The 23984-nt window shown below is 51.8% G+C and carries 20 protein-coding genes, 2 rRNA genes and 2 pseudogenes; 20 read left to right on the forward strand and 4 right to left on the reverse strand.

Annotation, left to right across the window (positions count from 1 at the left end):
* The 8 genes from G477_RS0114265 to tsaD all read left to right on the forward strand — a co-directional run.
* Positions 1–87 (forward strand): 23S ribosomal RNA (locus G477_RS0114265); the annotation flags it as partial.
* A gap of 82 nt (positions 88–169) precedes the next feature.
* Positions 170–286, forward strand: a 5S ribosomal RNA gene (gene rrf, locus G477_RS0114270).
* Between the two features lie 347 nt (positions 287–633).
* On the forward strand, positions 634–1785 hold the full coding sequence (locus G477_RS0114275; protein ID WP_035212110.1) for a trans-sulfuration enzyme family protein: 1152 nt from the start codon (positions 634–636) through the stop codon (positions 1783–1785).
* A 438-nt stretch (positions 1786–2223) separates the two neighbouring features.
* Positions 2224–3174, forward strand: a complete 951-nt coding sequence (gene thiL / locus G477_RS0114280; protein WP_026698510.1) for a thiamine-phosphate kinase — start codon at positions 2224–2226, stop codon at positions 3172–3174.
* Between the two features lie 228 nt (positions 3175–3402).
* Positions 3403–3861, forward strand: a complete 459-nt coding sequence (tsaE, locus tag G477_RS0114285) for a tRNA (adenosine(37)-N6)-threonylcarbamoyltransferase complex ATPase subunit type 1 TsaE (RefSeq protein WP_035212113.1) — start codon at positions 3403–3405, stop codon at positions 3859–3861.
* Positions 3854–4537: a tRNA (adenosine(37)-N6)-threonylcarbamoyltransferase complex dimerization subunit type 1 TsaB gene (gene tsaB, locus G477_RS0114290; protein WP_245575545.1), complete on the forward strand. Its 684-nt coding sequence runs from the start codon at positions 3854–3856 to the stop codon at positions 4535–4537. The genes tsaE and tsaB overlap by 8 nt, the downstream gene beginning before the upstream one ends.
* Entirely contained in the window at positions 4527–4979 is a 453-nt protein-coding gene (gene rimI / locus G477_RS0114295) for a ribosomal protein S18-alanine N-acetyltransferase (RefSeq protein WP_026698513.1), read from the forward strand. Before tsaB ends, rimI begins: the two co-directional genes overlap by 11 nt.
* Entirely contained in the window at positions 4976–5998 is a 1023-nt protein-coding gene (gene tsaD, locus G477_RS0114300) for a tRNA (adenosine(37)-N6)-threonylcarbamoyltransferase complex transferase subunit TsaD (RefSeq protein WP_035212114.1), read from the forward strand. Before rimI ends, tsaD begins: the two co-directional genes overlap by 4 nt.
* Before the next feature lie 669 nt (positions 5999–6667).
* On the opposite strand, the gene G477_RS0114305 is transcribed toward tsaD, so the two are convergent.
* The gene (locus G477_RS0114305; RefSeq protein ID WP_026698515.1) at positions 6668–8578 is read right to left on the reverse strand and encodes an ABC-F family ATP-binding cassette domain-containing protein; all 1911 of its coding nucleotides are present in this window, start codon (positions 8576–8578) and stop codon (positions 6668–6670) included.
* 126 nt (positions 8579–8704) lie between these two features.
* Between G477_RS0114305 and moaC the strand changes: the two genes are divergently transcribed.
* From moaC to G477_RS0114320, 3 genes and pseudogenes are all read left to right on the forward strand, one after another.
* Complete coding sequence (moaC, locus tag G477_RS19745) at positions 8705–9217, forward strand: cyclic pyranopterin monophosphate synthase MoaC (RefSeq protein WP_035212117.1); 513 nt, start codon at positions 8705–8707, stop codon at positions 9215–9217.
* Entirely contained in the window at positions 9207–9872 is a 666-nt protein-coding gene (locus G477_RS0114315) for a redox-sensing transcriptional repressor Rex (protein WP_026698516.1), read from the forward strand. The genes moaC and G477_RS0114315 overlap by 11 nt, the downstream gene beginning before the upstream one ends.
* Positions 9873–10102: 230 nt before the next feature.
* Positions 10103–11548, forward strand: a pseudogene (locus tag G477_RS0114320) (DHA2 family efflux MFS transporter permease subunit); the annotation flags it as partial.
* A 161-nt stretch (positions 11549–11709) separates the two neighbouring features.
* Here the strand turns inward: G477_RS0114320 and G477_RS0114325 are convergent.
* The 3 genes from G477_RS0114325 to G477_RS0114335 form a co-directional block, all read right to left on the reverse strand.
* A complete protein-coding gene (locus G477_RS0114325; RefSeq protein ID WP_026698518.1) occupies positions 11710–12984 on the reverse strand; it encodes a methyl-accepting chemotaxis protein in 1275 nt (424 codons plus the stop codon).
* Between the two features lie 376 nt (positions 12985–13360).
* Positions 13361–13567, reverse strand: a complete 207-nt coding sequence (locus G477_RS0114330) for a YdiK family protein (RefSeq protein ID WP_026698519.1) — start codon at positions 13565–13567, stop codon at positions 13361–13363.
* Positions 13564–14298, reverse strand: a complete 735-nt coding sequence (locus tag G477_RS0114335; RefSeq protein WP_026698520.1) for a CPBP family intramembrane glutamic endopeptidase — start codon at positions 14296–14298, stop codon at positions 13564–13566. Before G477_RS0114335 ends, G477_RS0114330 begins: the two co-directional genes overlap by 4 nt.
* 303 nt (positions 14299–14601) lie before the next feature.
* On the opposite strand from G477_RS0114335, the gene groES reads away from it, so the two are divergent.
* The 9 genes and pseudogenes from groES to G477_RS0114385 all read left to right on the forward strand — a co-directional run.
* Complete coding sequence (groES, locus tag G477_RS0114340) at positions 14602–14886, forward strand: co-chaperone GroES (protein WP_026698521.1); 285 nt, start codon at positions 14602–14604, stop codon at positions 14884–14886.
* 54 nt (positions 14887–14940) lie between these two features.
* Positions 14941–16581 carry a chaperonin GroEL gene (gene groL / locus G477_RS0114345; protein WP_026698522.1) on the forward strand — a complete coding sequence of 547 codons (1641 nt, stop codon included), beginning with the start codon at positions 14941–14943 and terminating at the stop codon, positions 16579–16581.
* A 688-nt stretch (positions 16582–17269) separates the two neighbouring features.
* Positions 17270–19285: a methyl-accepting chemotaxis protein gene (locus tag G477_RS0114355; RefSeq protein WP_026698524.1), complete on the forward strand. Its 2016-nt coding sequence runs from the start codon at positions 17270–17272 to the stop codon at positions 19283–19285.
* A 325-nt stretch (positions 19286–19610) separates the two neighbouring features.
* On the forward strand, positions 19611–20282 hold the full coding sequence (locus tag G477_RS0114360; protein WP_026698525.1) for a GntR family transcriptional regulator: 672 nt from the start codon (positions 19611–19613) through the stop codon (positions 20280–20282).
* A gap of 151 nt (positions 20283–20433) precedes the next feature.
* On the forward strand, positions 20434–20739 hold the full coding sequence (locus tag G477_RS21680; RefSeq protein ID WP_342664188.1) for a zinc-binding dehydrogenase: 306 nt from the start codon (positions 20434–20436) through the stop codon (positions 20737–20739).
* Positions 20732–22144: a 3-isopropylmalate dehydratase large subunit gene (gene leuC / locus G477_RS0114370; RefSeq protein WP_026698526.1), complete on the forward strand. Its 1413-nt coding sequence runs from the start codon at positions 20732–20734 to the stop codon at positions 22142–22144. Before G477_RS21680 ends, leuC begins: the two co-directional genes overlap by 8 nt.
* On the forward strand, positions 22141–22752 hold the full coding sequence (gene leuD / locus G477_RS0114375; RefSeq protein ID WP_026698527.1) for a 3-isopropylmalate dehydratase small subunit: 612 nt from the start codon (positions 22141–22143) through the stop codon (positions 22750–22752). The genes leuC and leuD overlap by 4 nt, the downstream gene beginning before the upstream one ends.
* Positions 22753–23032: 280 nt before the next feature.
* The gene (locus tag G477_RS19750; RefSeq protein ID WP_051288056.1) at positions 23033–23428 is read left to right on the forward strand and encodes a VOC family protein; all 396 of its coding nucleotides are present in this window, start codon (positions 23033–23035) and stop codon (positions 23426–23428) included.
* Positions 23429–23774: 346 nt separating this feature from the next.
* Positions 23775–23984 (forward strand): annotated as a pseudogene (locus G477_RS0114385) (IS110 family transposase); the annotation flags it as partial.

Genomic DNA, 23984 nt, shown 5'->3' on the forward strand with positions numbered 1-23984 from the left:
TCAGAGATGATGAGGTAGATAGGTCTCGTGTGGACGCGTGGCGACACGTGAAGCTGAGAGATACTAATCGATCGAGGACTTAACCAAGTGATTTTGGACGCGGAAGACTAAGACACCGATCATGCACGATTCGCAGCGCGTTATCCAGTTTTGAGCGGACAGCTCAAGATTCAGCAGCAACAGCGGAGAGGTCACACCCGTTCCCATGCCGAACACGGAAGTTAAGCTCTCCAGCGCCGATGATAGTTGGGGGTTCTCCCCCTGCGAAAGTAGGACGCTGCTGGATACCGAAGGCCGTTGGGCCGCCCGGAAGGGCGGTGCAGCGGTCTTTTTTTTTAGTATAGGAATGTAGACGTTTTCATACAAGAAGACGGCGGCTTCCTGCGCTGCACGGGCAGAAAGAAAACCTCTTTCTTCCCTCGAAGAGCCTGCAAGGTCTATGTTCTCACCAAGGAAAACAGCACCTCCGTACAACGTAAACGTCCGTTCATCGAGACTAAAAGCAGCGCAGCGAAAGAAGGCAAAGCCGCCTGTTTGAAAAAAATCAGATAAGAAACCGGTTACATCGTTGGAAAGTGTGTTGTTCCGACAAAAAATGCGATATGATGAAAAGAGAGAAAGGGGACATAGATGATGCATTTTCATACAAAGAACGTACATTTTCCGAATAAAGAAAAAGCAGCAGAGGTGAGCAAGACGAAGCCGATTTATCAAACCTCCGCTTTTACATTCAAGGATTTTGAAGACATGGAACAGTATTTCGAAGGCGAAAAATCGTATCTTTATACAAGAATGGGGAATCCTAACAGTGATGACCTCGGCCGCGGTGCTGCGGAACTGGAAGGGGCGGAAATGGGTGCTGCTTCCGCATCTGGTCTTGCTGCGATCCTCTCCGGAGTGCTTGCGGCCGCGAAACAGGGCGACCACATTATTGCGACCCAGGACTTATATGGTGGAACGTATTCCTTGTTCGCCAACGACTTGAAGGACTTCGGTATCGAGGTTTCCTTTGTCGATATGGAAGACCGAGAAGCTGTAGAGCAGGCGTTTCAGGAAAACACGGTTCTTCTGTATTCCGAATCGATTACGAATCCACTGCTGCGTGTGGAAGATATCGAGGGGCTTTCCCAAGTGGCAATGGCGCATGATGTCATGCTGATGATTGATAATACCTTCGCAACGCCGTACTTGATCCGCCCGCATGAAAAGGGAGCGGATATCGTGGCTCACAGTGCAACGAAATACATCGGCGGGCATAGTGATGTTACCGGGGGAGTTGTCACTGGTTCGGCCGAGATCATTCAAAAAGCGAAACAAAAAACGGCGATGCTCGGCAGCAGTATCAGCCCGTTTGAAGCATGGCTTGCTGTACGCGGCCTCAAAACGATGAGCGTCCGCATGCAGAAACAGTGCAGCAATGCAGCGGCACTCGCGGAAGCACTGGAACAGGAAGCGCTGATCAAAAAAGTGTATTATCCTAAAGCTGCTTCTCCAAATGGAAATGGTGCCGTCGTCACGATTGAACTTGGAGACCAGCTGGATGCTGGAAGCTTCTCCAAACATCTCGGATGGATCAAAGTAGTTCCGACCCTTGCCGGTCTGGAGACGTCAGTGACGTATCCAAAAACGACGTCCCACCGTCCCCTCAGTGAAGAGGATCGTCAGAAGCTCGGGGTGACAGATCGTACGATCCGGATCTCGGTTGGTATTGAAGATGAGCGGGATATCATCGACGGATTCCGAAAGGCGCTGGCAGAAACGCCGACAGCAACATCCACATCCTGATCGGATGATCGATCTTTCACGTTCCCTCTCTGGGGACCGAAGTCGGTCTGCGGGAACACATACTCTTCCAAATCGATTTGGGAGACCGTCTCATGTATTTGTGAGGCGGTCTCCCTTTCTGCGTCCTTGACATCGAAACTTCCTCGCAGAAAGGCAATCCCCCTTCTGGTCTCTGCCGGGAGCAGCAGCGTTTTGTGAAGGATGTCCGAACAAAACGGGTACTGAGAACGAAGGTGGCCGGCTTCGTAAACCGCGCAGGAAACGTTGAGCATCCGTTTTGCTGCGCAGCTTCGTAACGACATACGCTGTTCCGATCGACGAACGCTTCGTGCTTGAAGACATCGAACAGCTATGCGGTAATCAATACGGCTTTCTTTCCCCCCTTCGGATTGATATAATATAACTCGTTGAAACTAAATGAGAACGGATGAGCTGATGATGAATGAGTTTGACTGGATCCGATCCATTCAGCCGGACCACATACGGCGGGATACCGTCCGCTGTGCGATAGGAGACGACGCTGCGGTAACTGCTGGGACGAACCCGATGGATACCGTGTATGCTGTGGATACGATGGTCGAAGGAGTGCACTTTACGAAGGAGACGATGCCTGTCGATGCTGTCGGATGGAAAGCACTCGCTGCGAATGTCAGCGATCTTGCAGCGATGGGAGCGGAACCTCTTTATTATTTAGTATCGATTGCAGTCCCGAAAGAAGGCTGGACGCAGGAAGAAACAACCATATTGTATGACGGGATGAAGAAACTCGCGGAACAGGAGAACATGGACCTGATCGGCGGCGATACCGTTTCGACTAAAGATAAACTCGTCCTTACCATCACTGTTATTGGACGCGTGGAACAGGGGAGAGCACTGCTTCGTTCATTGGCACGAACCGGTGACGTTGTTTTTCTGACTGGAGCGGTAGGATTCTCCGCGAAAGGCTTAAAACGCCTGCTTCAAGAAGGCAGCAGGGCGTGGGGGCCCGAACGTGACATTCAGTCGCATCAGTATCCGGTGCCGCATACAGCGGCAGGCCGAAAACTCACTGCAGCAGGTATTCGTGCCGCCGTGAACGATGTAAGCGACGGGATCGGCAGAGAAGCGGCGGAAATCGCGGAAGCCAGCGGATGCAGTCTTCACCTGGAGTGGGACAAACTCCCTGAGCTGAGCCAGTTCAACGAAGCATCAGAAGAAGAACAGGAAGCGTGGCTCCTTTACGGAGGGGAAGATTTTTGTCTGCTCGGTACGATGAGCCGTGAGGACTGGGAGCTAATCGGCAGTCCAGACTGGAAGGTCGTAGGGGAAGTGAAAGAAGGAAGCGGTGTCTATTTGAGACGAGACGGGGAGAACAGGCTTCTGGAAAACAGCGGCTATTCCCATTTTTGACCAAGCTGGGCGGAGCGATCACAGGGTAACTGCGCTTCGGGTTGGACCTGGAAGGTGATCTTCTGATAGCCGGGGTGGTTTTCGGGACGGCTTCTCCAGTCATAGCAGTCCGATCGAATGCAACCGAGGGACAGCAGAGCTTTTCTCTGCGGCAGGCGACGAACATGGAAGCGGCAGCACTCTTGCATCAGCCGTTGAATAAAGCCTTTTGTGATAGGATGGAAAATGATGAAAACTTGGCATACTACGAGCGAAGAAGAAACGAACCTGCTTGCGGGAGCACTGGCTGCCGTGTTGAGGCAGGGTGATACGGTAGCACTTAGCGGTGATCTCGGTGCTGGTAAAACGACCTTCACAAAAGCGGTGGCGTCCGCTTTCGGAGTGGAGGGGAACGTGAATAGTCCGACCTTCACCATCATGAAAGAATACGAAGGCAGGCTGCCGTTTTATCACATGGACGCCTACCGTCTGGAAGACAGCATGGAAGAGCTGGGACTGGAAGAATACCTGGACGCGGGCGTGCTCATCATCGAATGGCCGGAAATGCTGGAAGAGCAGCTGCCTTCTGATCATGTTTATGTGACAATCCGATATACCGGCCCGGCAGAAAGATCAATCGATGTCCGTGCGTCAGGGCCCACGTCCCGGCAGCGGCTAAAGGAGTGGATAGACCTTGCGGATGCTTAGTATTGATACGTCGACCTACTGCCTCAGCGCTGCGCTGACGGAGGACCGGGAGCGGATCGCAGAAATCACGACCAACATCAAGAAGAATCATTCGCTGCGTCTGCAGCCGGCTGTCCGGACGCTGATGGAAGAGACGGGATGGAAAATGAAAGACCTCGAGGCAGTAGGGGTGACGGCCGGTCCCGGTTCCTACACGGGTGTCCGCATTGGAGTGACATCGGCGAAATCGTATGCCTGGGCCCTCGACATCCCTTTGTACGCGGTCTCTTCGCTGGAGCTGCTTTCCTACAGTGGACGAGGCTTTCACGGTCTCGTCTGTCCTTTCCTTGATGCTCGGCGGGGGAGAGTATTCACCGGCCTCTATGCATATGATGATGGACACATGCAGCAAGTGGAGGAAGACCGGAATACGTCCATGGAAGATTGGCTGGAGCGGCTGCAGCGGGAAGAAAAGCCGATTCTGTTCGTCAGTCCCGATGCGGATGTGTTCCGGAGTACGATCTGCGGCGCCCTGCCGGAGGCTTTCTTTACAGAGCGCGGGGATTATCACCCAGGTGTATCCATGATCCGCTATGCTGTTGAACGTCAGGAACCGGTGGATACGCACGCATTTGTTCCGAACTATACCAGATTGGCTGAGGCCGAAGCGAAATGGCGGGAACAGTATGGAAACTGATGCAGTTACAATCAGAATGATGCGTACCGATGATCTTGATGGTGTCATGGACGTTGAGCATGCCAGTTTTTCGACGGCCTGGACGAGAGAAGCGTTTTACCAGGAGCTGATAAAAAACCGCTTTGCCCATTATTTTATTGCTGAAACCACAGAACGTATTATCGGCTACTGCGGATTATGGGTGATTCACGGAGACTCTCATATTACGAATATTGCTGTGCATCCGGATTATCGGCGCAGAGGTGTTGGGGAAGGACTGCTGGAAGCTGTGATGGGAATGGCTGTTACGCTGGCAGCCGATACGCTCAGTCTCGAAGTCCGGGTATCCAACGAGGCAGCCCAGAAGATGTATCGAAAATTTGGATTTGAAAATGGAGGCATCCGACGCGGGTATTATACTGATAACCAGGAGGATGCTCTCGTCATGTGGGTGAAATTATGACTACGAGCCTGATTCTGGCGGTGGAAACAAGCTGTGATGAAACGGCAGCCGCCGTGATTCAAAATGGAAATGAGATACGAAGCAGTGTGATTGCTTCGCAGATGGAAAGTCATCAGCGGTTCGGCGGTGTGGTACCTGAAGTGGCATCGAGACATCACGTCGAGCAGATTACACTTGTCATGGAACAGGCGCTGGCAGAGGCAGACGTTTCTCCAGACGATCTGGATGCCGTTGCGGTTACGGAAGGACCGGGGCTGGTCGGGGCGCTTCTCGTCGGGATCAGCGCCGTGAAAGCGGCCGCCTTTGCCTGGGATCTTCCCGTCCTGCCAGTGCATCACATTGCAGGGCATATTTATGCCAACCACCTTGTAGAAGAACTGACCTTTCCACTGATGGCGCTGGTGGTCAGCGGGGGTCACACCGAACTGATATACATGGAGGATCATCATTCATACGAAAAACTTGGAGAGACGAGGGATGATGCTGTAGGGGAAGCGTATGATAAAGTGGCCCGCACGATTGGACTGCCTTATCCGGGCGGCCCGGAAATAGATAAACTGGCGGGCACAGCTGAACCGGAGCTGGCCCTTCCCCGCGCCTGGCTGGAAGAGGGGTCACTGGACTTCAGCTTCAGCGGGTTAAAGTCCGCCGTCATCAATACGCTGCATAATGCCGAACAGAAAGGCCGCACCGTAGATCCGGCGGTGCTCGCGGCCAGCTTTCAGGAAGCGGTATGTGATGTGCTCGTGACGAAAACGATGCAGGCGCTGGAGCAGCGCCCGGTTCGTCAACTCGTTGTTGCCGGCGGGGTAGCAGCGAACCAGGGGCTTCGAGCGGGGCTGGAAGAAGCTGCGGCAGGGCAGGAGTGGAAGCTCTCCATCCCTCCGCTTGCCCTTTGTACCGATAATGCGGCCATGATTGGGGCCGCAGCGCATCAGCAGTGGCTGAAGGGCCAAAAAGCGGATGACCGACTCAACGGCATGCCGGGACTGCCACTGCCGCTTACATCTTCCTCCTAAGGGCATATCCCCGGACGGCTTATACAAAGCACCATGTCTGCCTCTCCTTTTTCTTGCCGCGTCAGAAGCGAATTCTGGCGCGGCGTTATTTGTTTCTTCATAAGAAAGCATCAGCTGTCATACTAGGATGAAGGCGGCTTCGCGCGCTGCGCGGAAGGAAAGAACCTGTTCTTTCCTTCCATACGTGAAGCTCACGCCTTTCCGATCACATGCCGCTCCGTGCTTTTCGCCGTCGACGGAAGAAAGGTCTAGTGAACTGTCAATAGGACCATGCTCGGAAGTCCACAATTCTGTCCATAGATTGTGGATAATGTGGATAAACCGCTCTCATCTCTGCGGCTGAAGCATTTGACTTGTGCACATATTTTTTTGTTTTATCTGTGGATAATGTGCATAACTGGAGCGAAAAGCGTAGTATCAGCCACTTTTCTGTGTATAAGTCTGTGGGTTGTGTGGACAGTTGTCGAAAAAAGGACTATTATCGGTTGACAGTGGAAAAGTCAGAAAACGGCTTGAATCCCTTTGTAGTTATCCACAAGTAGAGGGGAATATCTCGGAGAAAGAAAGGCTGCTGGGGATGGATCCCGGTGTAAACGAGGAAAAAAGGACCGTCTCCGCGTGAAGGGAGACGGTCCTTTTTTCTTTAAATAGGGAGCTGCCGGCGGCGCTTTATTCTTCCTGCAGGGCTTCCCATTCTTCCATGAGTGCCATCATACGGTTCTGGACTTCCTCAAGAGACTGGTTCAGTTCCGCCGCTTGTTCGTGATCCTGAAAGACGGCCGGATCACAAAGCTTGTCTTCGATGCCGGTTTCTTCTTTTTCGGCTGATTCAATGGCTTCTTCCAGTTCTTCGATCCGGCGGAGGCGCTGTCGTTCTTCCCGCTGTCGTTCTTTGTTGCGGCGGAAATCATTTTTGCCTCCCGCTGCGGGTTCCGGCTCGGCGGCTGCGACGCTTTCTGCTTCGATTCTTGCAAGTTCTGCCTGTTCTGCCTTTTTGCCGGCATAGTAGTCATAATCCCCGAGGTAGCTGGTCAGCCCCTGTCCCTGCAGTTCCACGACGCGTGTGGCCATCCGGTTGACGAAGTAACGGTCGTGGGAGACGAAGATAATGGTCCCTGGATAATCAATGAGGGCATTTTCCAGTACTTCTTTACTGTCGAGGTCGAGGTGGTTCGTCGGCTCATCGAGAATCAGCAGGTTGGCTTTCTGCATCATCAGCTTTGCGAGTGCGAGCCTCGCTTTTTCCCCGCCGCTGAGGTCAAATACGTATTTGAGTACCTCTTCGCCGGTAAAGAGAAAATTTCCGAGAACCGTACGGATATCTTTTTCGTTCACATCCGGGTATTCATCCCAGAGCTCGTGAAGCACGGTTTTACGGCTGTTCAGTTCTGTCTGTTCCTGATCATAGTAGCCTATCGTCACGTTGCTTCCGGTCCGGATGTTCCCGGCAGAGGTCTGGAGACGCCCGGTGATGGCTTTTAAAAGTGTGGATTTCCCAGCACCGTTAGGACCGATCAGCGCGATGCTTTCTCCTCGGGTAACGTGCAGGGACGCCTGTTCAAGAAGGGGAGGCTGGTTCGCATACTGCAGAGCCACGTCCTCGAGCATCAGCACATCATTCCCGCTCTGCCGTTGAATGTCAAAACGGAAAGAAGCGGACTTGTCGTCTTCTGACGGGCGTTCCATCACATCCATCTTCTCGAGTTTTTTCCTCCGGCTTTTCGCCCGGTTGCTGGTCGACGCCCTGGCCAGGTTCCGTTGAATGAAGTCTTCCAGCTGCTTTCGTTCCTCCTGCTGCTTTTCAAACGCACTCATTTCCTGGTCAAATACTTTCGCTTTCTCCTCCAGATATCGAGAGTAATTTCCGTGGAAACGGCGGCTCCGCTGGAAGGAAAGCTCGTAGACGATCGTAACGACTTTATCCAGAAAGTAGCGGTCGTGGGAGACGATCAACACAGATCCCTCGTAACTGGATAAATACTGCTCCAGCCACGTTAGTGTATCGATATCGAGGTGGTTGGTCGGCTCGTCGAGAATGAGCAGATCAGGCCGGGATAACAGCAGTTTTCCGAGTGCCAGCCGCGTTTTCTGCCCGCCGCTGAGAGAGGATATGGGCGTATCGAAGTCGAACTGGGAAAAATGCAGCCCGTTCAGGATGGCGCGTATATCCGCTTCATACTGGAAGCCGCCGCGCTGTTGGAATTCCTGCTGCAGCGCATCGTACTCCTCGAGGATTTTTCCGTGGTCTCCCTCGGCCATCTGTGCTTCCAGACGACGGAGGTCCTGCTCCATCTTTCTAATGTCCTGAAACACCGTCAGCATCTCTTCCCAGATCGTTCGGTGGGAATCGAGTCCGCTGTCCTGTGCCAGGTAGCCGATCTGGACATCTTTCGGGATCATCAGCTGTCCTTCATCGTAATCCATTTCGCCGGTGAATACTTTCAGGAGCGTCGATTTGCCGGCACCGTTTCTTCCAACCAGCGCAATCCGTTCCCGCTGCTTGATTTCCATTTTCACATTCGCTAAGATTTGTTCAGAACCAAAATGTTTGGATAGTTGACTGCACTGTAATAATATCATGACGTTTCATCCTTCTCTATGTGAGTACCTCTCTTTAGTGTACATGACGGGAGGGAGCGTTAGCAAAGCATTATGCAGAAGGCTTGTGAATAGTGTACAATGAAGGATGGAAATGAGGTGCGAGAGTTGGATAATTTCACACATATCAATGAGCAGGGCAGAGCGAAAATGGTCGACATCAGCGAAAAAGAGACGACCACACGGACGGCCGCTGCTATCTCCAGTATTCAAGTCAATGAGGAAGTCTACACCCGGATCCGTGACGGTTCGATCAGCAAAGGAGATGTCCTGAGTGTCGCGCAGACCGCCGGTATCATGGCGGCGAAGCAGACATCGACCATTATCCCGATGTGTCACCCACTGCCGCTTTCCGGTGTGGATATTTCCTTTGAATGGAATGTGAAAGAGCAAACATATAGACTGATGATGACGGTAACCGCGAAGACGACTGGAAGGACAGGTGTGGAAATGGAAGCGCTCACAGCTGCCAGTGCCACAGCGCTGACGGTTTACGATATGTGCAAGGCTGTGGATAAGGAGATGGTCATCGGACCGACTTATCTGCTGGATAAAACAGGGGGCAAGAGCGGGGATTACCACCGCGGAGAAAGGAGCAGTCAACATGTCGATGGAAATTGATCAGGCGAAAATACCGCAGGCTACTGCGAAACGACTTCCATTATATTATCGTTTTCTCGAGGGACTACAGACTTCCGGTAAGAACCGGGTCTCCTCTTCCGAACTGAGTGAAGCAGTGAAGGTGGATTCCGCTACGATCCGGCGGGATTTCTCCTATTTTGGTGCCCTCGGTAAAAAGGGGTATGGATACAACGTCAGTTACCTGCTTTCCTTCTTCCGCAAGACGCTGGACCAGGATGAGCTGACGCAGGTGGCGCTCATCGGTGTCGGGAACCTTGGTACAGCGTTTCTGAAATACAACTTCAGTAAAAGCAACAATACCCGCATTGAAATGGCTTTCGATGTGGAGGAGTCCATCGTCGGAGAAATGGTCGGTGAGGTGCCGGTTCATCATTTCCGTGATCTCGAGAAGCACCTGGAAGGGCATATTGAAGTAGCCATCCTGACCGTGCCGGCCCAGCAGGCGCAGCCGATTGCAGAGGAGCTTGTCGAAGCCGGCATTAAAGGAATTTTAAACTTCACACCGGCACGGTTATCTCTGCCGGAACATATCCGTGTTCATCACATTGATCTTTCCGTGGAGCTGCAGTCCCTTATTTATTTCATGAAGCACTACCCAATTCAACCGGAAGAAGGAACGGATAAGAACTCCTGATTCTTCTTTCCACGACTGCCGCAGGGGAAGCTCTTTGTTCCGGCAGGCGGGGCACTGCCGGTCTCGATGCCGATAGGGAAAGGGCGTCTCAAGACTTCATGAGACGCTCTTTTTTCACTTCTGGAAAGGACTCGTAAAACGCCGAATGCTTTGCGTCTTCTTTGGAAATGCGCTGCTTGTGTGATGCGTACTTGCATACCGGCGTCCTGCAATAGGCTTGGGAGAGAGGAACAACGAGGACGAGAGGGGACAGGAAGCGGATGGCGAAAATACCGCAGAAATGGCTTGTTGTCATTTCTGTTCTGCTGGGAACATTTACAATCATCTTGAATAACAGCATGCTCAACCCGGCCATTCCGCACTTCATGGCGGTCTTCGATGCTGATGCTGTAGCAGCCGGCTGGATTATTACGATCTTCATGGTAGCCATGGGGATGACGATGCCGCTCACCGGCTACCTCGGTGATAAGTTTGGCAAAAAGCAGCTGTATTTAACAGGCCTTGGCGTCTTTCTGGCAGGATCGGTGCTTGGTTCATTTGCATGGGACCTGCCATCCATCATTGCCTTCCGGGGTCTGCAGGGAATCGGCGGAGGGATGATTATGCCGCTGTCTCTTGCGCTTATTTTTGAAGTGTTTCCGAAAGAAGAGCGGGGTCTGGCAACGGGGACGTGGGGCATTGCAGCCATGGTCGCGCCGACAATCGGACCCACGCTCGGTGGACTGGTTGTCGAATTCGCGGCGTGGCAGTGGCTGTTTCTATTTAATCTTCCGACGGGGATTCTCGGCCTGGTATTCTCGTGGTATGTGCTGAAGCAGACGAAACCGGACCCATCGATCCGTTTTGACTTGAGAGGGTTTGTCTTTATCACTCTGGGCGTAGGATCCGTGCTGGCCGCTCTGGGCCGGATGACCGAGCTGGCGCAGTTCAGCAACCCGTTCAACCTGATGCTTGTTCTTTTCGGGGCCGCATGCATCGCACTCTTCATACGAACGGAATTACGAGTAGAACAGCCGCTTCTCGACTTGTCGATTTTCAAAGCAAAAGCCTACACCTTCAGTGTCTGGGTGGCTGCGATTCATTCGATCAGCCTGTTCGGCGGCATTTTTCTGCTGCCGCTGCTGATTCAGAACGTTTACGGATACGGTGCGGTCATGACGGGAATTGCATTTCTGCCGGCAGCGATGCTGGCTGGTATCTTCATGACCATCGGAGGGCGCTGGCTCGACAAGGCCGGACCCGCGTGGACCGTTACCCTGGGCTTGACTTTGATGGCGGTCGGGACGGCTGCTCTAGGCTTTATGGAAATGGGGACAGCATTATGGATCGTCATTGCAGTGAACGCCCTCCGCGGTATCGGCATGGGACTGAGTCAAATGCCGGCGACGACCGCCGGCATGAATGCGATTCCGGAAGCTTTTGTATCCAGAGGATCCGCGGTGAATAACGTGATTCGTCAGATGAGTTCTTCTCTCGGAATCGTGTTTGTCTCCATTTATTTTGAAGTACGGCGCGCGCAGCTGATGGCAGCAAACGGGGGAGCGGTCGAAGAAGCTTCTCTTGCGGCAATTAATGAAGGGTTTTTAGTCATTGCCGTATTGAGTTTTCTGTCCATCCCTGCCGGTATTCTCATCGGAAGAGAACACCGGCGGCTGCAGAAGGCCGAATCGGACTAATATTCCACAGGAACACGCCGGAAGCAGCTGCTTCCGGCGTGTTGTGCGTCGATAAAAGTGCCGCAGTTCTCATCAGAAAAAACGGGGGACGGGAACCGCTGCGAAAAGACGACGTGTGTTCCCTCTCTTCTAGAAGTCCTGCCGCCGATACATGCCTGCTGTTACTGGGAAGAAGCAGCATGAAGTCCTTCCGTCGAGGCACGGACCCGCCGCTGCAGTTCTGAGACTTCTTCCTGAATCCCTTCCACTTCCTGAAACTGTGCTTCCACAGCACTGCTGGCTTGTTCAATCAAATGCGACTGCGATTCAGCTTTGGAGGCCTCACTGGACATCGCACCGGCAATTTCTGAGCTGGAGGCGGAAACTGCCGAAGCAGCCTCCTGAATCTGCTTCAGTTCGCCGGTGTTGTTCACGATGGTCTGAATAATGTGATCAAAGCGGTGGCGCATGTTTTCGATCTGCTGGGCACTTTCTTTCATGTCTTCCGTATCTTCTTCGGTATGACGGCTCGACGTATGAACCTGGTCCACGACCTTGTTTACGGTGGCGGTGATCTCTTTCGTGGATGCCAGGGAGCGTTCAGCCAGCTTTCGTACCTCGTCGGCCACAACGGCAAAGCCTTTTCCATGTTCCCCGGCTCTCGCTGCTTCTATCGAGGCATTCAGTGCGAGCAGATTCGTCTGCTCTGAAATATCGTTGATGAGATGGACAACGCTGCGGATCTCTTTCACTTCTTCAGCAAATTGATTCATCATCTGCCGGGTATGATCCGCTTTCTCCGTGAGGTGCTGAATAATCGAAGCGATCCGCTGAATGTCCGCTTTTCCCTTATCGGTCTCCGATTCGAGATTCAAAAACGTGGTGGAGGCTGCGGCAAGTTTCTCGGTCATGTCCTGGATGTTCTGATCGACCGCTTCTGTCGTACTCAACGTTTCCTGAAAGGTCGAGAGCTGCGCGTGGGAATGATCGGAAACCTGGCTTGTCAGCTCATTGATGGCGCTTGTCTTTTCGGTAAGTGCCTGTACGCGGCTGGACACGTGATCAGCTGTGTTCTCGACGGTGTCGATCTGCTGCTCCATCGATGTTTCAGAAGCAGTGATGTTGTAAAACAGCGTATTCAGTCGATGACCTAATTCCGCAATTTCGTCTGAACCTTTCATGTTGCAGCGGATCTCCCGTTCGCCCTCTTCGAACCGGTCGATTTTCTTCAGCATCGACCGGAGCGGGCGGATGACGAACATGTTCAGGAGATAATACAGCAGCAGCGTCGTAATGATGATGTTCATGGAGGCGTTCAGCCACACACCTAAGAGGCCTAAATCAACCCCGACCTGTTCAATCAGCTGCAGGAGAAAATTTGATATCGTCGTGTTCACGAGAAGAACCACGACGATAGATGCAATAAAGCGGAAGGTTAAGCTTTTCCAAAATGTCATATGTATCTCCTTTGTCTACTAGTTGATGGTTGTTGTAAATAGAGCTATTCAAGCATACCGGTTTTCCCAAGGTGAGAAACGTTGTGCAGAATAGCATTACTAACATATCATAACGAAAGACTCATATCTATCGATGGTGACCTATTCACGTAAGGTATGTAGTGAGTCATGCTGGATAACCGGTAATTAGATAGAATGGGGATCTTTTACACAAGAAGGGAGTGATACTCCCATTCCCATTCAGCCGCAGACGGATACACTCCATTGTCGATCGACAGGGCTGTTCATATCAAAAAAAGCCGGACACGATCAGCATCATGTCCGGCTTTCTATGCAAAATGGTTCTGTTGTTTCACAGAACGTTCTTCGCTCTTCTTCAGGAGTCCTTTTTATCATTGTCCTGCTGGGGAGCCATGCTTAAAAACTTGAACGCCAGCAGAAAATCAAAGGCAGCGAAGGCCATGAGAATAATGGTGATCGCATCCCACCCTGCTGTCTGACCAGCCGATTGGATGGCAAGAATCAGAAAGAGCGTCCCCATAAACAAAAAGAGAAATCCGTTCGCGCGGGGAGACCGGCTCATAAAAACAACCCTCCCAGAATAAATTGCAGTGACTGTTCCATTTCTTCCATCTGTTCCATCAAGTCCTGCAGCTGTTCACCGAAGATGACCTGCACGAGCATGACGAACGAGTTGATGCCGACATGAGCAATAATCGGAACGATGATCCGCTTCGTCTTCACGTAGAGCCAGGCGAAGACAACCCCCATGGCGAGATAAACGAGCAGGTGCTCAAAGTCGAAGTGGATGATGGCAAAAATAAATCCACTGGAAAGCGCAGCAATCCAGAAGCCGAATCGTTTGAACAGCGCACCGAAAATCACCATACGAAAGACGATTTCTTCGACGACGGGTCCTAAAACGGAGACGACGACAATGGTAAATGGTGCAGCCATCGCCATATCCACTATCATTTCGGTATTTTCCGAACCGGGTTCAATACCGAATGCAAAGGTTTCGATTAACGCAGCGGCATACTGGGCGGCAAAAGCAAGAAAAATACCGATCACCGACCAGAGGATCGTCGTCGGAATGTCGGCACGCCCCTCGCGGAGTGCTGGAACGGACCCTGCTTTCCATGCAAGCAGGGAAATGACGATAAAACCAATGGTGAAACCGATCGATATGGAAAGCCCGGACATCTGCTCCATCGTGCCTTCGTATCCCAATGCCATCAGCAGTGGCATGATCACCACCGGAGAAAGCTGCATCGCTGCAAAGGCAGCGAGAATAAACCAGTAAAACTTATTCAATGTTTCATCGCTCCTCACTAAATAAATAGGTGCGTAACAGTCATTATTGTATCATAACTACTGCTGCGGTATCCTGTAAAACAATTTGGGAATGGAAAGGAAGCGTTTCAAAAGAAAGAAAAAAGGGCACAAGTAGAAAGGTGCCCTGAAGGAGAATAAAAATTTTCAGCAAAAGGGTTGCAAAATAAATAGGCGTTGATTATTATAATAATTGTGTTAGCACTCATGATGAACGAGTGCTAATAAGATTACTTATTCACAGTGCGCTCCGGCGTACTCCAATATTGAAGGAGGGTGTTTTCCTTGTTAAAGCCATTAGGAGATCGTATCGTCATTGAAGTTATCGAGCAGGAAGAGAAGACTTCCAGCGGGATTGTTCTACCGGATTCGGCAAAAGAGAAGCCGCAGGAAGGAAAAGTCGTTGCTGTCGGCGGCGGACGTGTCACAGAAAGCGGTGAGCGTGTTGCCCCGGAAATCAAGCAGGATGAGCGCGTGCTCTTCTCGAAGTATGCCGGTACAGATGTTAAGTACGAAGGCAAGGAACTGCTGATCCTTCGCGAGAGTGATGTGCTCGCAGTTATCGAATAATAACGAATAGAGACGAAGAAATTTTGATTCTACTACTATGGAGGTTGATGTGAGATGCCAAAGGATATTAAGTTTCGCGAAGACGGACGCCGTGCGATGATGCGCGGGGTGGACCGCCTTGCAGATACAGTAAAAGTGACACTTGGACCACGTGGACGTAACGTCGTGCTCGAGAAGAAGTTCGGTTCCCCGCTGATCACCAACGACGGTGTTACTATTGCGAAGGAAATTGAACTGGAAGACAACTTTGAGAACATGGGCGCCCAGCTCGTATCAGAAGTTGCTTCCAAGACAAATGATATCGCTGGTGACGGTACAACAACGGCAACAGTGCTCGCCCAGTCGATGATCAAAGAAGGACTCAAGAACGTGACGTCTGGTGCGAATCCGATGGTCATCCGACGCGGCATTGAAAAAGCGACCGATGCAGCACTGGAAGAACTCAAGAAAATCTCGAATCCAATCGAAGGCCGCGAGTCCATCTCTCAAGTTGCTTCCATTTCATCCTCGGATGACACGGTCGGTCAGCTGATCGCTGAAGCAATGGAGCGTGTCGGCAACGACGGCGTTATCACAGTAGAAGAGTCCAAAGGGTTTTCCACAGAGCTTGAAGTCGTGGAAGGTATGCAGTTCGACCGTGGGTACTCTTCGCCTTACATGGTGACCGATTCCGATAAGATGGAAGCGGTACTGGAGAACCCGTATGTTCTCGTTACAGACAAAAAAATCGGAAACATCCAGGAAGTACTGCCGGTACTGGAGCAGGTTGTCCAGCAGTCCAAGCCGATCCTGATCATTGCCGAAGACGTGGAAGGCGAAGCGCTCGCAACACTCGTTGTCAATAAGCTCCGCGGCACGTTCAACGCAGTAGCAGTGAAAGCACCAGGCTTTGGTGACCGTCGTAAAGCGATGCTGGAAGATATCGCTACACTGACCGGCGCGGAAGTGATTACAGAGGACCTCGGATTTGATCTGAAGTCAACTGAAATTACCCAGCTCGGCCGCGCATCGAAAATCGTCGTAACGAAAGATCACACAACGATTGTCGAAGGAAACGGCGAGGCTGCGAAAATCTCGGACCGTGTCAACCAGATCCGATCCCAGATCGAAGAAACAACATCTGATTTCGACCGCGAAAAACTGCAGGAGCGCCTGGCGAAGCTTGCAGGCGGTGTCGCAGTGGTCAAAGTCGGCGCAGCGACAGAAACAGAAATGAAAGAGAAGAAGCTGCGTATCGAAGACGCCCTGAACTCGACGCGGGCAGCGGTGGAAGAAGGTATCGTTGCAGGTGGTGGTACAGCACTCATCAACGTACTCTCAGCCATTAAAGACCTGGAGCTTGAAGGGGACGAAGCAACTGGTGCGAACATCGTCTTCCGTGCACTGGAAGAGCCGGTACGCCAGATTGCAGAAAACGCTGGTCTCGAAGGCTCTGTCATTGTCGAGAAGCTCAAAGGCGAAGCAGTCGGAATCGGCTTCAACGCAGCATCAAACAAATACGAGAACATGGTGGAAAGCGGTATCGTCGACCCAACCAAGGTGACGCGCTCTGCTCTGCAGAACGCAGCATCCGTATCCGCGATGTTCCTCACAACAGAAGCTGTCGTTGCCGACCTGCCGGAAGAAGACGGCGGCGGTGCCGGCGGCGGCATGCCGGACATGGGCGGCATGGGCGGTATGGGCGGCATGATGTAATAGGGTCGTAAAACCCTTGCCACATCAGCGTTCAACCGCTGAAACACGCTACATGTTCCTATTATTGTTCATGTTAGAGTAATAAGCTTTCAGATAGACCACTCATCAAGGGTTCCTTGATGAGTGGTCTTTTTACGTTCGGAGTTAAGATGCCCCGGCAGCATGACGGCCGCTTCGCGCTCCGGGAGAACGAAGAACCTGTTGTTCTATTGGAACTTCTTATGCCACAGCAGCGTAGGTGGTACGAAAGGAAGGTGAATGTATGCAGCAACGAAAACCGAAACAAAGCATGACCCGTACTACGCTGCAAAGGCTGCCGATGCTGTTGGTATCGCTTTTCTTTTCGGTTCTATCGTTTTTTTGCTCATCGTCTGGCAGGACCTGCCCTGTTTGTTCTATTATCGGTGCTCGAGAGGTTTCCACATCGTCACAATTATCCGATTCCAATTACCTGGTTCTATCTTCCCTTTGGGTGGACTGCCGGCACCATGTTGATAGGAAGTCTCCTCCCAATTGTTATGGCCTTTATTCACTTTTCAAAAATAAATTATCGGTAACGCTTTCATTCTATCAACCATAGTACTTATCCAAATATAAGAGAAAAGTGTCATGAAATCATTCAATCAAGTCGCCTCTCTGCCGATATTACTATCGGGACATGAGTTACAGAAAAAGGGGAGACGACGTCATGACAAAATCCATACGAACAAAGCTTTTAGGCTTCATTCCAATCATGATGATAGTGGTGCTGCTGGTGACAGCGGTCAGCTATATGTTTGCAAGAGGGCAGATCGAGGGACAGATCGAGGACCGTCTGATGCATCAGGCAGGAGAAACGGCACGGGACATGGATCAGACGTTAACCGAACATGCCCGGATCGGCGAATCGCTTGCCGAGATGACTGGGACCTATGGGCCGGAGATGAGCGAAGCGGAGATGGCAGAGGTGCAGGCCAGGCTCGTTCAGATGAATGCTTCCACGTTCGGCGTGGGGATCTGGTTTGAGCCATTCGCTTACGATGAAGAAACGGAGTATGTCGGTCCCTACAGCTATGAAGACGGAGAGGACGTTGTCTTTACAGATGAGTATGAGGACGCCGACTACGACTATCCTTCCCATGACTGGTATAACGCTGGCGTGGAAGCGGAACAGACAGCCTGGACAGCGCCTTATTACGACGAGGCGCTCGATACGGTGCTAGTGACGGTCAGCACGCCATTTTATGAAGAAGATGGAGAACTCGGCGGCGTGATTTCAAGCGATATGGACGCCGGATCCTTGCAGCAGATGGCGGAGGAGCTCCAGGTGGGTGAGAACGGCTGGGCGTTTCTGATGGATGATACAGGAGCATTCCTTGCCCATCCAGAGGCGGAGGCGTTATCCGATGATGCTGTCCTGGAGGGAATCAGCGGCGGTTTTGATGAAGCGGGCTCTACTTCGGCAGGGTTTGCAGAGGGAGAAGCGATTGTTTCTCACGTGCCGTTGAACGAGAACGGATGGACACTCGGACTGGTGCTCCCGGAGTCGGAAGTCTATGCGGGAGTAAACGCGCTGCTTCGAAATCTAGCGCTGATCGCCGGAGTGCTGATTCTGCTGACTGCCGGCATCATGTATTACGTTTCCGGCCGGATCACTAAGCCGATCCTCGCTTTAAACGACGAAGTGAAACATGTCGCGGAAGGGGATTTATCGAGACATCTGACCCCGACTTCCTCCGACGAAACCGGTCAGCTGACCGATAGTTTCAATACGATGGTGATGAACCTCCGGAACTTGACTGGTTCGGTCAGGGATTCCGTGAATACTTCTGCGGATGCTGTGGAGCAGCTCAGTGCGGTCTCGGAAGAAACGATGGCTTCTAGTGAAGAGATCAGTCGGGCGGTGCAGGATGTGGCCGACGGAGCGTCGAGTGCTTCTTCATCTGCAGAAGATGCCCACACCAGAACGAATGAACTTTCCGGCCAATTGACGGCCCTTGCGGCGGTCACCTCTTCGCTGCATGAGCAGGCAGAAGAGGTACAGCGGTCGAACCAGGCCGGGATGGAGCAGACGCCGGAGCTGCAGGCTAAAACGAAGGAAACGAATGAACGGATCCGCCGGGTGGAGGACATTGTGGAGAATTTATCCGGACGGATGGGGGAAATCTCCAACGTGATTACGACCATCAGCTCCGTCGCAGAGCAGACCAATCTGCTCGCGTTGAATGCCTCGATTGAAGCGGCAAGAGCAGGAGAACACGGAAAAGGGTTCGCCGTCGTCGCTGATGAGGTACGTAAACTCGCAGAAGAAACATCTAATGCCGCAGGCAGCATCCGGACGTCCATGGTGGATATACAGGAACAAACCGCGGATGCAGCGGGGCACATGAATGATGTACGCGCCTTATCTGAAGAACAATATGCCATGACAGAAACCGCGGTAGCTTCGTTTGAAGATATCGCAGAGCGGAACCAGGATATGAGCACGATGGTCGCTCAGATGAACGAAGACATCGGCAGGATCGACCGATACAAAGAAGATGTGGTCGCCTCGATTGCGCATATCGCAGCCGTAATCGAACAGAGTGCGGCAGCTTCAGAGGAAGTCAGTGCTTCAGCAGAAGAGCAGCTGCATGCCCTGAAGACCATCGCCCATTCAGCAGAAGGCCTGCAGAGCTCGAGTGAAAAGCTGAAAGAGCAGGTCGAGCAGTTTCAAGTATCTTAATACGGTAGTGAGCATGCAAGCGGGATCAAATGTGTGCTGCTTGATGATCGAAAGGCTGCACGATGTCCAAAGGGCATCGTGCAGCCTTTTTCAAAGTATAAGAATGTATAAGTTTTCATACGGGGGGACGGCGTAGCCAGCTGCTCGGGAAGAATGAAGAACTCATGCTGCCCTCTAAGAACCTGGAGCGACGTCGCTCGCTTTATAAGTTGCATATGTCTTATGTCAGTCTTATGGCGAGCCACCTGTTTGCTTCAGAAAATTGACGGGGTGGTGATGATCTTATACGATAACGACAACGACGTACACAATCAGGGGGAACGAGATGAATGAAATCATAAAAAAAGAAAAGCCGCTGCATCTTCAAAGCTATGATATCCTCCGTGGTGCAATCATAGGTGGGGAGTGGGAGCCCGGGATGCGGCTGACAGAAGCCTCATTATCCAGAGAGATAGGTGTGAGCAGAGCAACGATTCGCGAAGCGCTGAAGATGCTTCAGCAGGATGGTTTGATTTTTCATGATGGTACAGCTCTTCGTATTATTGAACCGACGCTGAAGATGGCAGAGGCTCTGTATGTGTGCCGCGAAAGACTCGAATCATTGGCCGCAGGTCTCATGGCAGAGCAAAAAGCGGGCTCTGGTTCTGATGCGCTGCGAATAATTCTGAATGAAACGGAAAAAGCGCTGGAAGTGGACGATACAGGAGAAATTGTTCGACTGAACACCGCTTTCCATCAGACAATTATTGATTACTGTGAAAACGAGGAGCTGCAGGCCTTAATGAAAACCGTGCAGGCAAAAGTGACGTTTATCCGAAGCAGTCTGCATCAGCAGAACTTCCGGCGCGAGCACTACCTGAAAGAACATCAACAGATATGTGAGGCGGTAGCGGCTGGAAACAAAGAGCTGGCGGAATCAGCCATGAGCAACCATCTGCAGAAAGACCTGGAGACGGTCCGGAAATGGTTTTCCAATCGGGATGATCGTTTGTCATAAGTGGAGAATGATGCTATTGTAAAACTAATCAGTCGACAGTCGACAGTCGACATCACGTCACGACGGAGTGCGCTTCATTGACTGCGATGAGGTGGTCGACAGAATCTTCAAAGCAGGAACGATTGTTTTAAACAGAAATTGACCATAGGGCATACATGAAGGCGGCAGTTGCAACGAAACTAGGAGGTCGGGAAATTATTCATGCAAAACACCGGATCGACCGGCGCCTCGGCATTACGGAGGGCACTGCTGCCAATGTGGTGCTCGACATGCTGAAACGAATGTCGAAGAGAACATGAACCGCCTGCAAAGCGGCAGCCTGTGGATGCCGATCTATCGCACGTATCCGCTTGAAGAAGCATCGGAAGCCCACCGCGTCGTGGAAGAAAGACAAAGCACCGGCAAAGTGCTTCTCGCAACCGAAGCCGGCAGGAAAGGAGCAAAACAGCATGGGTAGAACCTTGTACGAAAAAATCTGGGAAAAGCACGTGGTGAAGCATTTGGAGGATCAGCCGTCTCTTCTCTACATCGACCTGCACCTCGTTCATGAAGTTACTTCTCCACAGGCATTTGAAGGCCTCAGGCTGAAAAACCGCACTGTCCGCCGTCCCGACCGGACGCTGGCGACGATGGACCATAACGTCCCGACGACGGACCGGAATGAGCCGCTGCAGGACATGGTGTCACAGAAGCAGATTGATACTCTGGAGAAAAACTGCGAAGAATTTTCGATTCCTGTGTTCGATCTCTTTCATGCCGACCAGGGAATTGTTCACGTCATAGCGCCGGAGAACGGCCTGACGCTTCCCGGACAGACGATTGTCTGCGGGGACAGCCACACGTCCACCCACGGTGCATTTGGGGCGCTCGCCTTTGGCATCGGCACGAGTGAAGTCGAACATGTATTGACCACGCAGTGCCTGAAGCAGTATAAGTCGAAAACACTTGCAGTAAATTTTAATGGAAGCCGTCCGTTCGGGGTGGAGGCGAAAGACATCATCCTCGGGCTCATCGGAAAATATGGGCACGATTTTGCGACAGGCTATGTGATAGAATTCCGCGGACCCGTTCAGGAAGAACTGACTATGGAAGAACGGATGACAATCTGCAATATGACCATCGAAATGGGCGGGCGCGCTGGGCTGTTCGCACCGGACGACGTCACCTTCGACTACGTACAAGGGAAAAAATATGCTCCGTCTGGCCAGGCCTGGGAGGATGCTGTGCAGGAATGGCGGACGCTCTACACGGATGACGATGCCGTATTTGATCAAGAAATCTCGCTCAATGTCAGCGAGCTGGAGCCGCAGGTATCCTGGGGCACCAACCCAGGAATGACGACCGGCATCAGCGGGCACGTCCCGAAAGAAGAAGAAGTCGAGGCAGCAGATCGAAACAGCTTCCATAAAGCACTCGAGTACATGGAATTAAAGCCGGGACACCGGCTGCAGGGGACCCCTGTGGATGTTGTGTTTATCGGATCCTGCACGAACGCCCGGATTGAAGACCTGCGAAAGGCGGCAGCAGTAGTGAAAGGGAAGAAAACAGATTCCCGCGTTCACGCCATGGTTGTTCCAGGGTCGATGCAGGTGAAGAAGCAGGCTGAAGAAGAAGGACTGGATGATATTTTCCTTCAGAGCGGGTTTGAGTGGCGTAACGCCGGGTGCAGCATGTGTCTCGGGATGAACCCGGATGCGCTGAAACCGGGACAGCGTTGTGCTTCGACTTCGAACCGGAACTTTGAGGGCCGTCAGGGAAGCGGTGGACGGACGCATCTGATGAGTCCGGAAATGGCCGCTGCAGCTGCGCTGACGGGGGAAATTACGGACGTACGCAGGATGCTGAAGGAGGATGCAGGATGAGGGAATATTTCGAGAAAGTACACAGCCATGCGGCACCGCTCGATGCGGAGAGCGTTGACACGGATACGATCGTACCGAAGCAGTTCCTCAAGTGGGTGACCCGGACCGGCTACGGCGATATCATTTTTTACGACTGGCGCTATGATCAGGAAGGCAGGGAGAAAGACTTCATTTTAAATCAGTCACCTGCACGGGATGCGGAGATTCTATTAACGAAGAAGAATTTCGGCAGCGGGTCTTCTCGGGAGCACGCTCCCTGGGGACTGAAGGAATTTGGCTTCAGCGTCATCATCGCCCCGTCTTTCGCCGAAATTTTTTACCAGAATTCGATCAAAAACGGCATTCTTCCAGTAACACTGAGCGAAAAGGAAGTGGACCATCTCTTTTCGCTGACGGTAGCAGACCCTCACGCTGAGCTGACCGTAGACCTTGATCTGAATATGGTCAAAGCATCAGACGGCACCATCTATTACTTTGAGATTGATCGTTTCTTCAAAGATATGCTGCTGCACGGCCTGGATGATATCGGACTTTCACTGCAGCATGAGGCGGACATCACGCAGTTTGAAACAGAGCACCGGGTCTATTACCAGCCTCCTTCCTCCTAAAAGGAAAGTCTGCACCATGGCAGGCTGGCTGTACACGTGGCGTCGGAAGAACTGCTCTTCCGACGCTTCCTGTAGTGGGTTTGAGGGATACATCCATGAGGCAACGTGCGCAGCTGACCTTTCTCCAGGTTGTCCGGCGGAGGCGCCGCAGACAGGAAAAACAGCTCCAGGCATGCTCCCCGAAAACTTCCGATGGAAAAAGAAAGAGATCGTACATAGAAGAAAAAGGAGTTTTCGCTGCCTGTGTCGAAAGGAGTGCAGTGAGAAGGAGGAGATAGGCATGAAAGCAGCGGAAATTAATTTTGTCGTACAGGACTCGCTCCAGGCGCTGGAGCTGTATGAGTCCATTTTTGATGTAGAGAGAGTAGAAGTAACGGATATGGAAAAAGGGGCGAATGAAGCAATTTTCCGTATCTACGATGTTACCTTTCATATGCTTGATGAAAACGCCGAGTATCATTTGTATGCACCGGCACTCGATCATATGCCCTCGGTCTGGTTTAATATAACCGTCCATTCGATCAGTCCCGTCTATGACAAAGCGATGGAGCTGGACTGCCGGGAAATTCAGCCGGTCACAGAAATGCCGGGCGTAGGCGTCAGCAATGCCGTATTTAAAGATCCATTCGGTCATGTCTGGATGCTCCACGAGGTTCACAACGAGCAGGCTAGATAGTGCGGTCTCATAACGAAAAGCCAGGCGGCAGTACGTCGATTCAGACGCACTGCCGCCTGGTTTTTTTACATGATAGGAATGTATAAGTTTTCATATAGTGTGACGGCGGCTCCATGCGCTGCTCGGGAATAAACAAAGAACGTTTTCTTCCCTCAAAAAGCTTGCAGCGCTTCCGCACGCGGTTCCCACCAAAAGGCGCTTTGCGCTTTTGTTCTAGTATAAGAAAGCATTCCTGTATTGAAGTAATTTGGGGTTTGTCAAAAAAAGAGCCCTCCTGGTAGGATACAAGGTGTCCAAAGCTGATCAGCGAAAAGGACCCCTAACTACTTCCAAGGAGGACTCACGAATGAATTATAACCGAAACGAAAACATCAAGCAAATCCATTCAGAGACATTGATTATCGGTGTTGATATTGCGAAAAAAACCAACTACGCCCGGGCTCAGGATGACCGCGGTATTGATCTTGCCGAAGCCTTTCGGTTCGATAACAGGTATTCTGGATTCCGTGCTTTGTTGGAATGGGTGACTCAACTGAAAACATCGTTTCATAAAACC

It is taken from the genome of Alkalicoccus chagannorensis DSM 18086, from assembly GCF_000429725.1.
Taxonomy (GTDB): domain Bacteria; phylum Bacillota; class Bacilli; order Bacillales; family Salisediminibacteriaceae; genus Alkalicoccus; species Alkalicoccus chagannorensis.

Bases quoted from the DNA above. Each gene is read 5' to 3' on its own strand.
- groL (WP_026698522.1), top strand. From the start codon at position 14,941: ATGCCAAAGGATATTAAGTTTCGCGAAGACGGACGCCGTGCGATGATG.
- G477_RS0114315 (WP_026698516.1), top strand. From the start codon at position 9,207: ATGGAAATTGATCAGGCGAAAATACCGCAGGCTACTGCGAAACGACTT.
- G477_RS0114305 (WP_026698515.1), bottom strand. From the start codon at position 8,578: ATGATATTATTACAGTGCAGTCAACTATCCAAACATTTTGGTTCTGAA.
- G477_RS0114325 (WP_026698518.1), bottom strand. From the start codon at position 12,984: ATGACATTTTGGAAAAGCTTAACCTTCCGCTTTATTGCATCTATCGTC.
- leuD (WP_026698527.1), top strand. From the start codon at position 22,141: ATGAGGGAATATTTCGAGAAAGTACACAGCCATGCGGCACCGCTCGAT.
- tsaE (WP_035212113.1), top strand. From the start codon at position 3,403: ATGAAAACTTGGCATACTACGAGCGAAGAAGAAACGAACCTGCTTGCG.
- G477_RS0114355 (WP_026698524.1), top strand. From the start codon at position 17,270: ATGACAAAATCCATACGAACAAAGCTTTTAGGCTTCATTCCAATCATG.
- tsaB (WP_245575545.1), top strand. From the start codon at position 3,854: ATGCTTAGTATTGATACGTCGACCTACTGCCTCAGCGCTGCGCTGACG.
- thiL (WP_026698510.1), top strand. From the start codon at position 2,224: ATGAATGAGTTTGACTGGATCCGATCCATTCAGCCGGACCACATACGG.
- G477_RS19750 (WP_051288056.1), top strand. From the start codon at position 23,033: ATGAAAGCAGCGGAAATTAATTTTGTCGTACAGGACTCGCTCCAGGCG.
- G477_RS0114360 (WP_026698525.1), top strand. From the start codon at position 19,611: ATGAATGAAATCATAAAAAAAGAAAAGCCGCTGCATCTTCAAAGCTAT.
- tsaD (WP_035212114.1), top strand. From the start codon at position 4,976: ATGACTACGAGCCTGATTCTGGCGGTGGAAACAAGCTGTGATGAAACG.
- G477_RS0114275 (WP_035212110.1), top strand. From the start codon at position 634: ATGCATTTTCATACAAAGAACGTACATTTTCCGAATAAAGAAAAAGCA.
- G477_RS0114330 (WP_026698519.1), bottom strand. From the start codon at position 13,567: ATGAGCCGGTCTCCCCGCGCGAACGGATTTCTCTTTTTGTTTATGGGG.
- leuC (WP_026698526.1), top strand. From the start codon at position 20,732: ATGGGTAGAACCTTGTACGAAAAAATCTGGGAAAAGCACGTGGTGAAG.
- rimI (WP_026698513.1), top strand. From the start codon at position 4,527: ATGGAAACTGATGCAGTTACAATCAGAATGATGCGTACCGATGATCTT.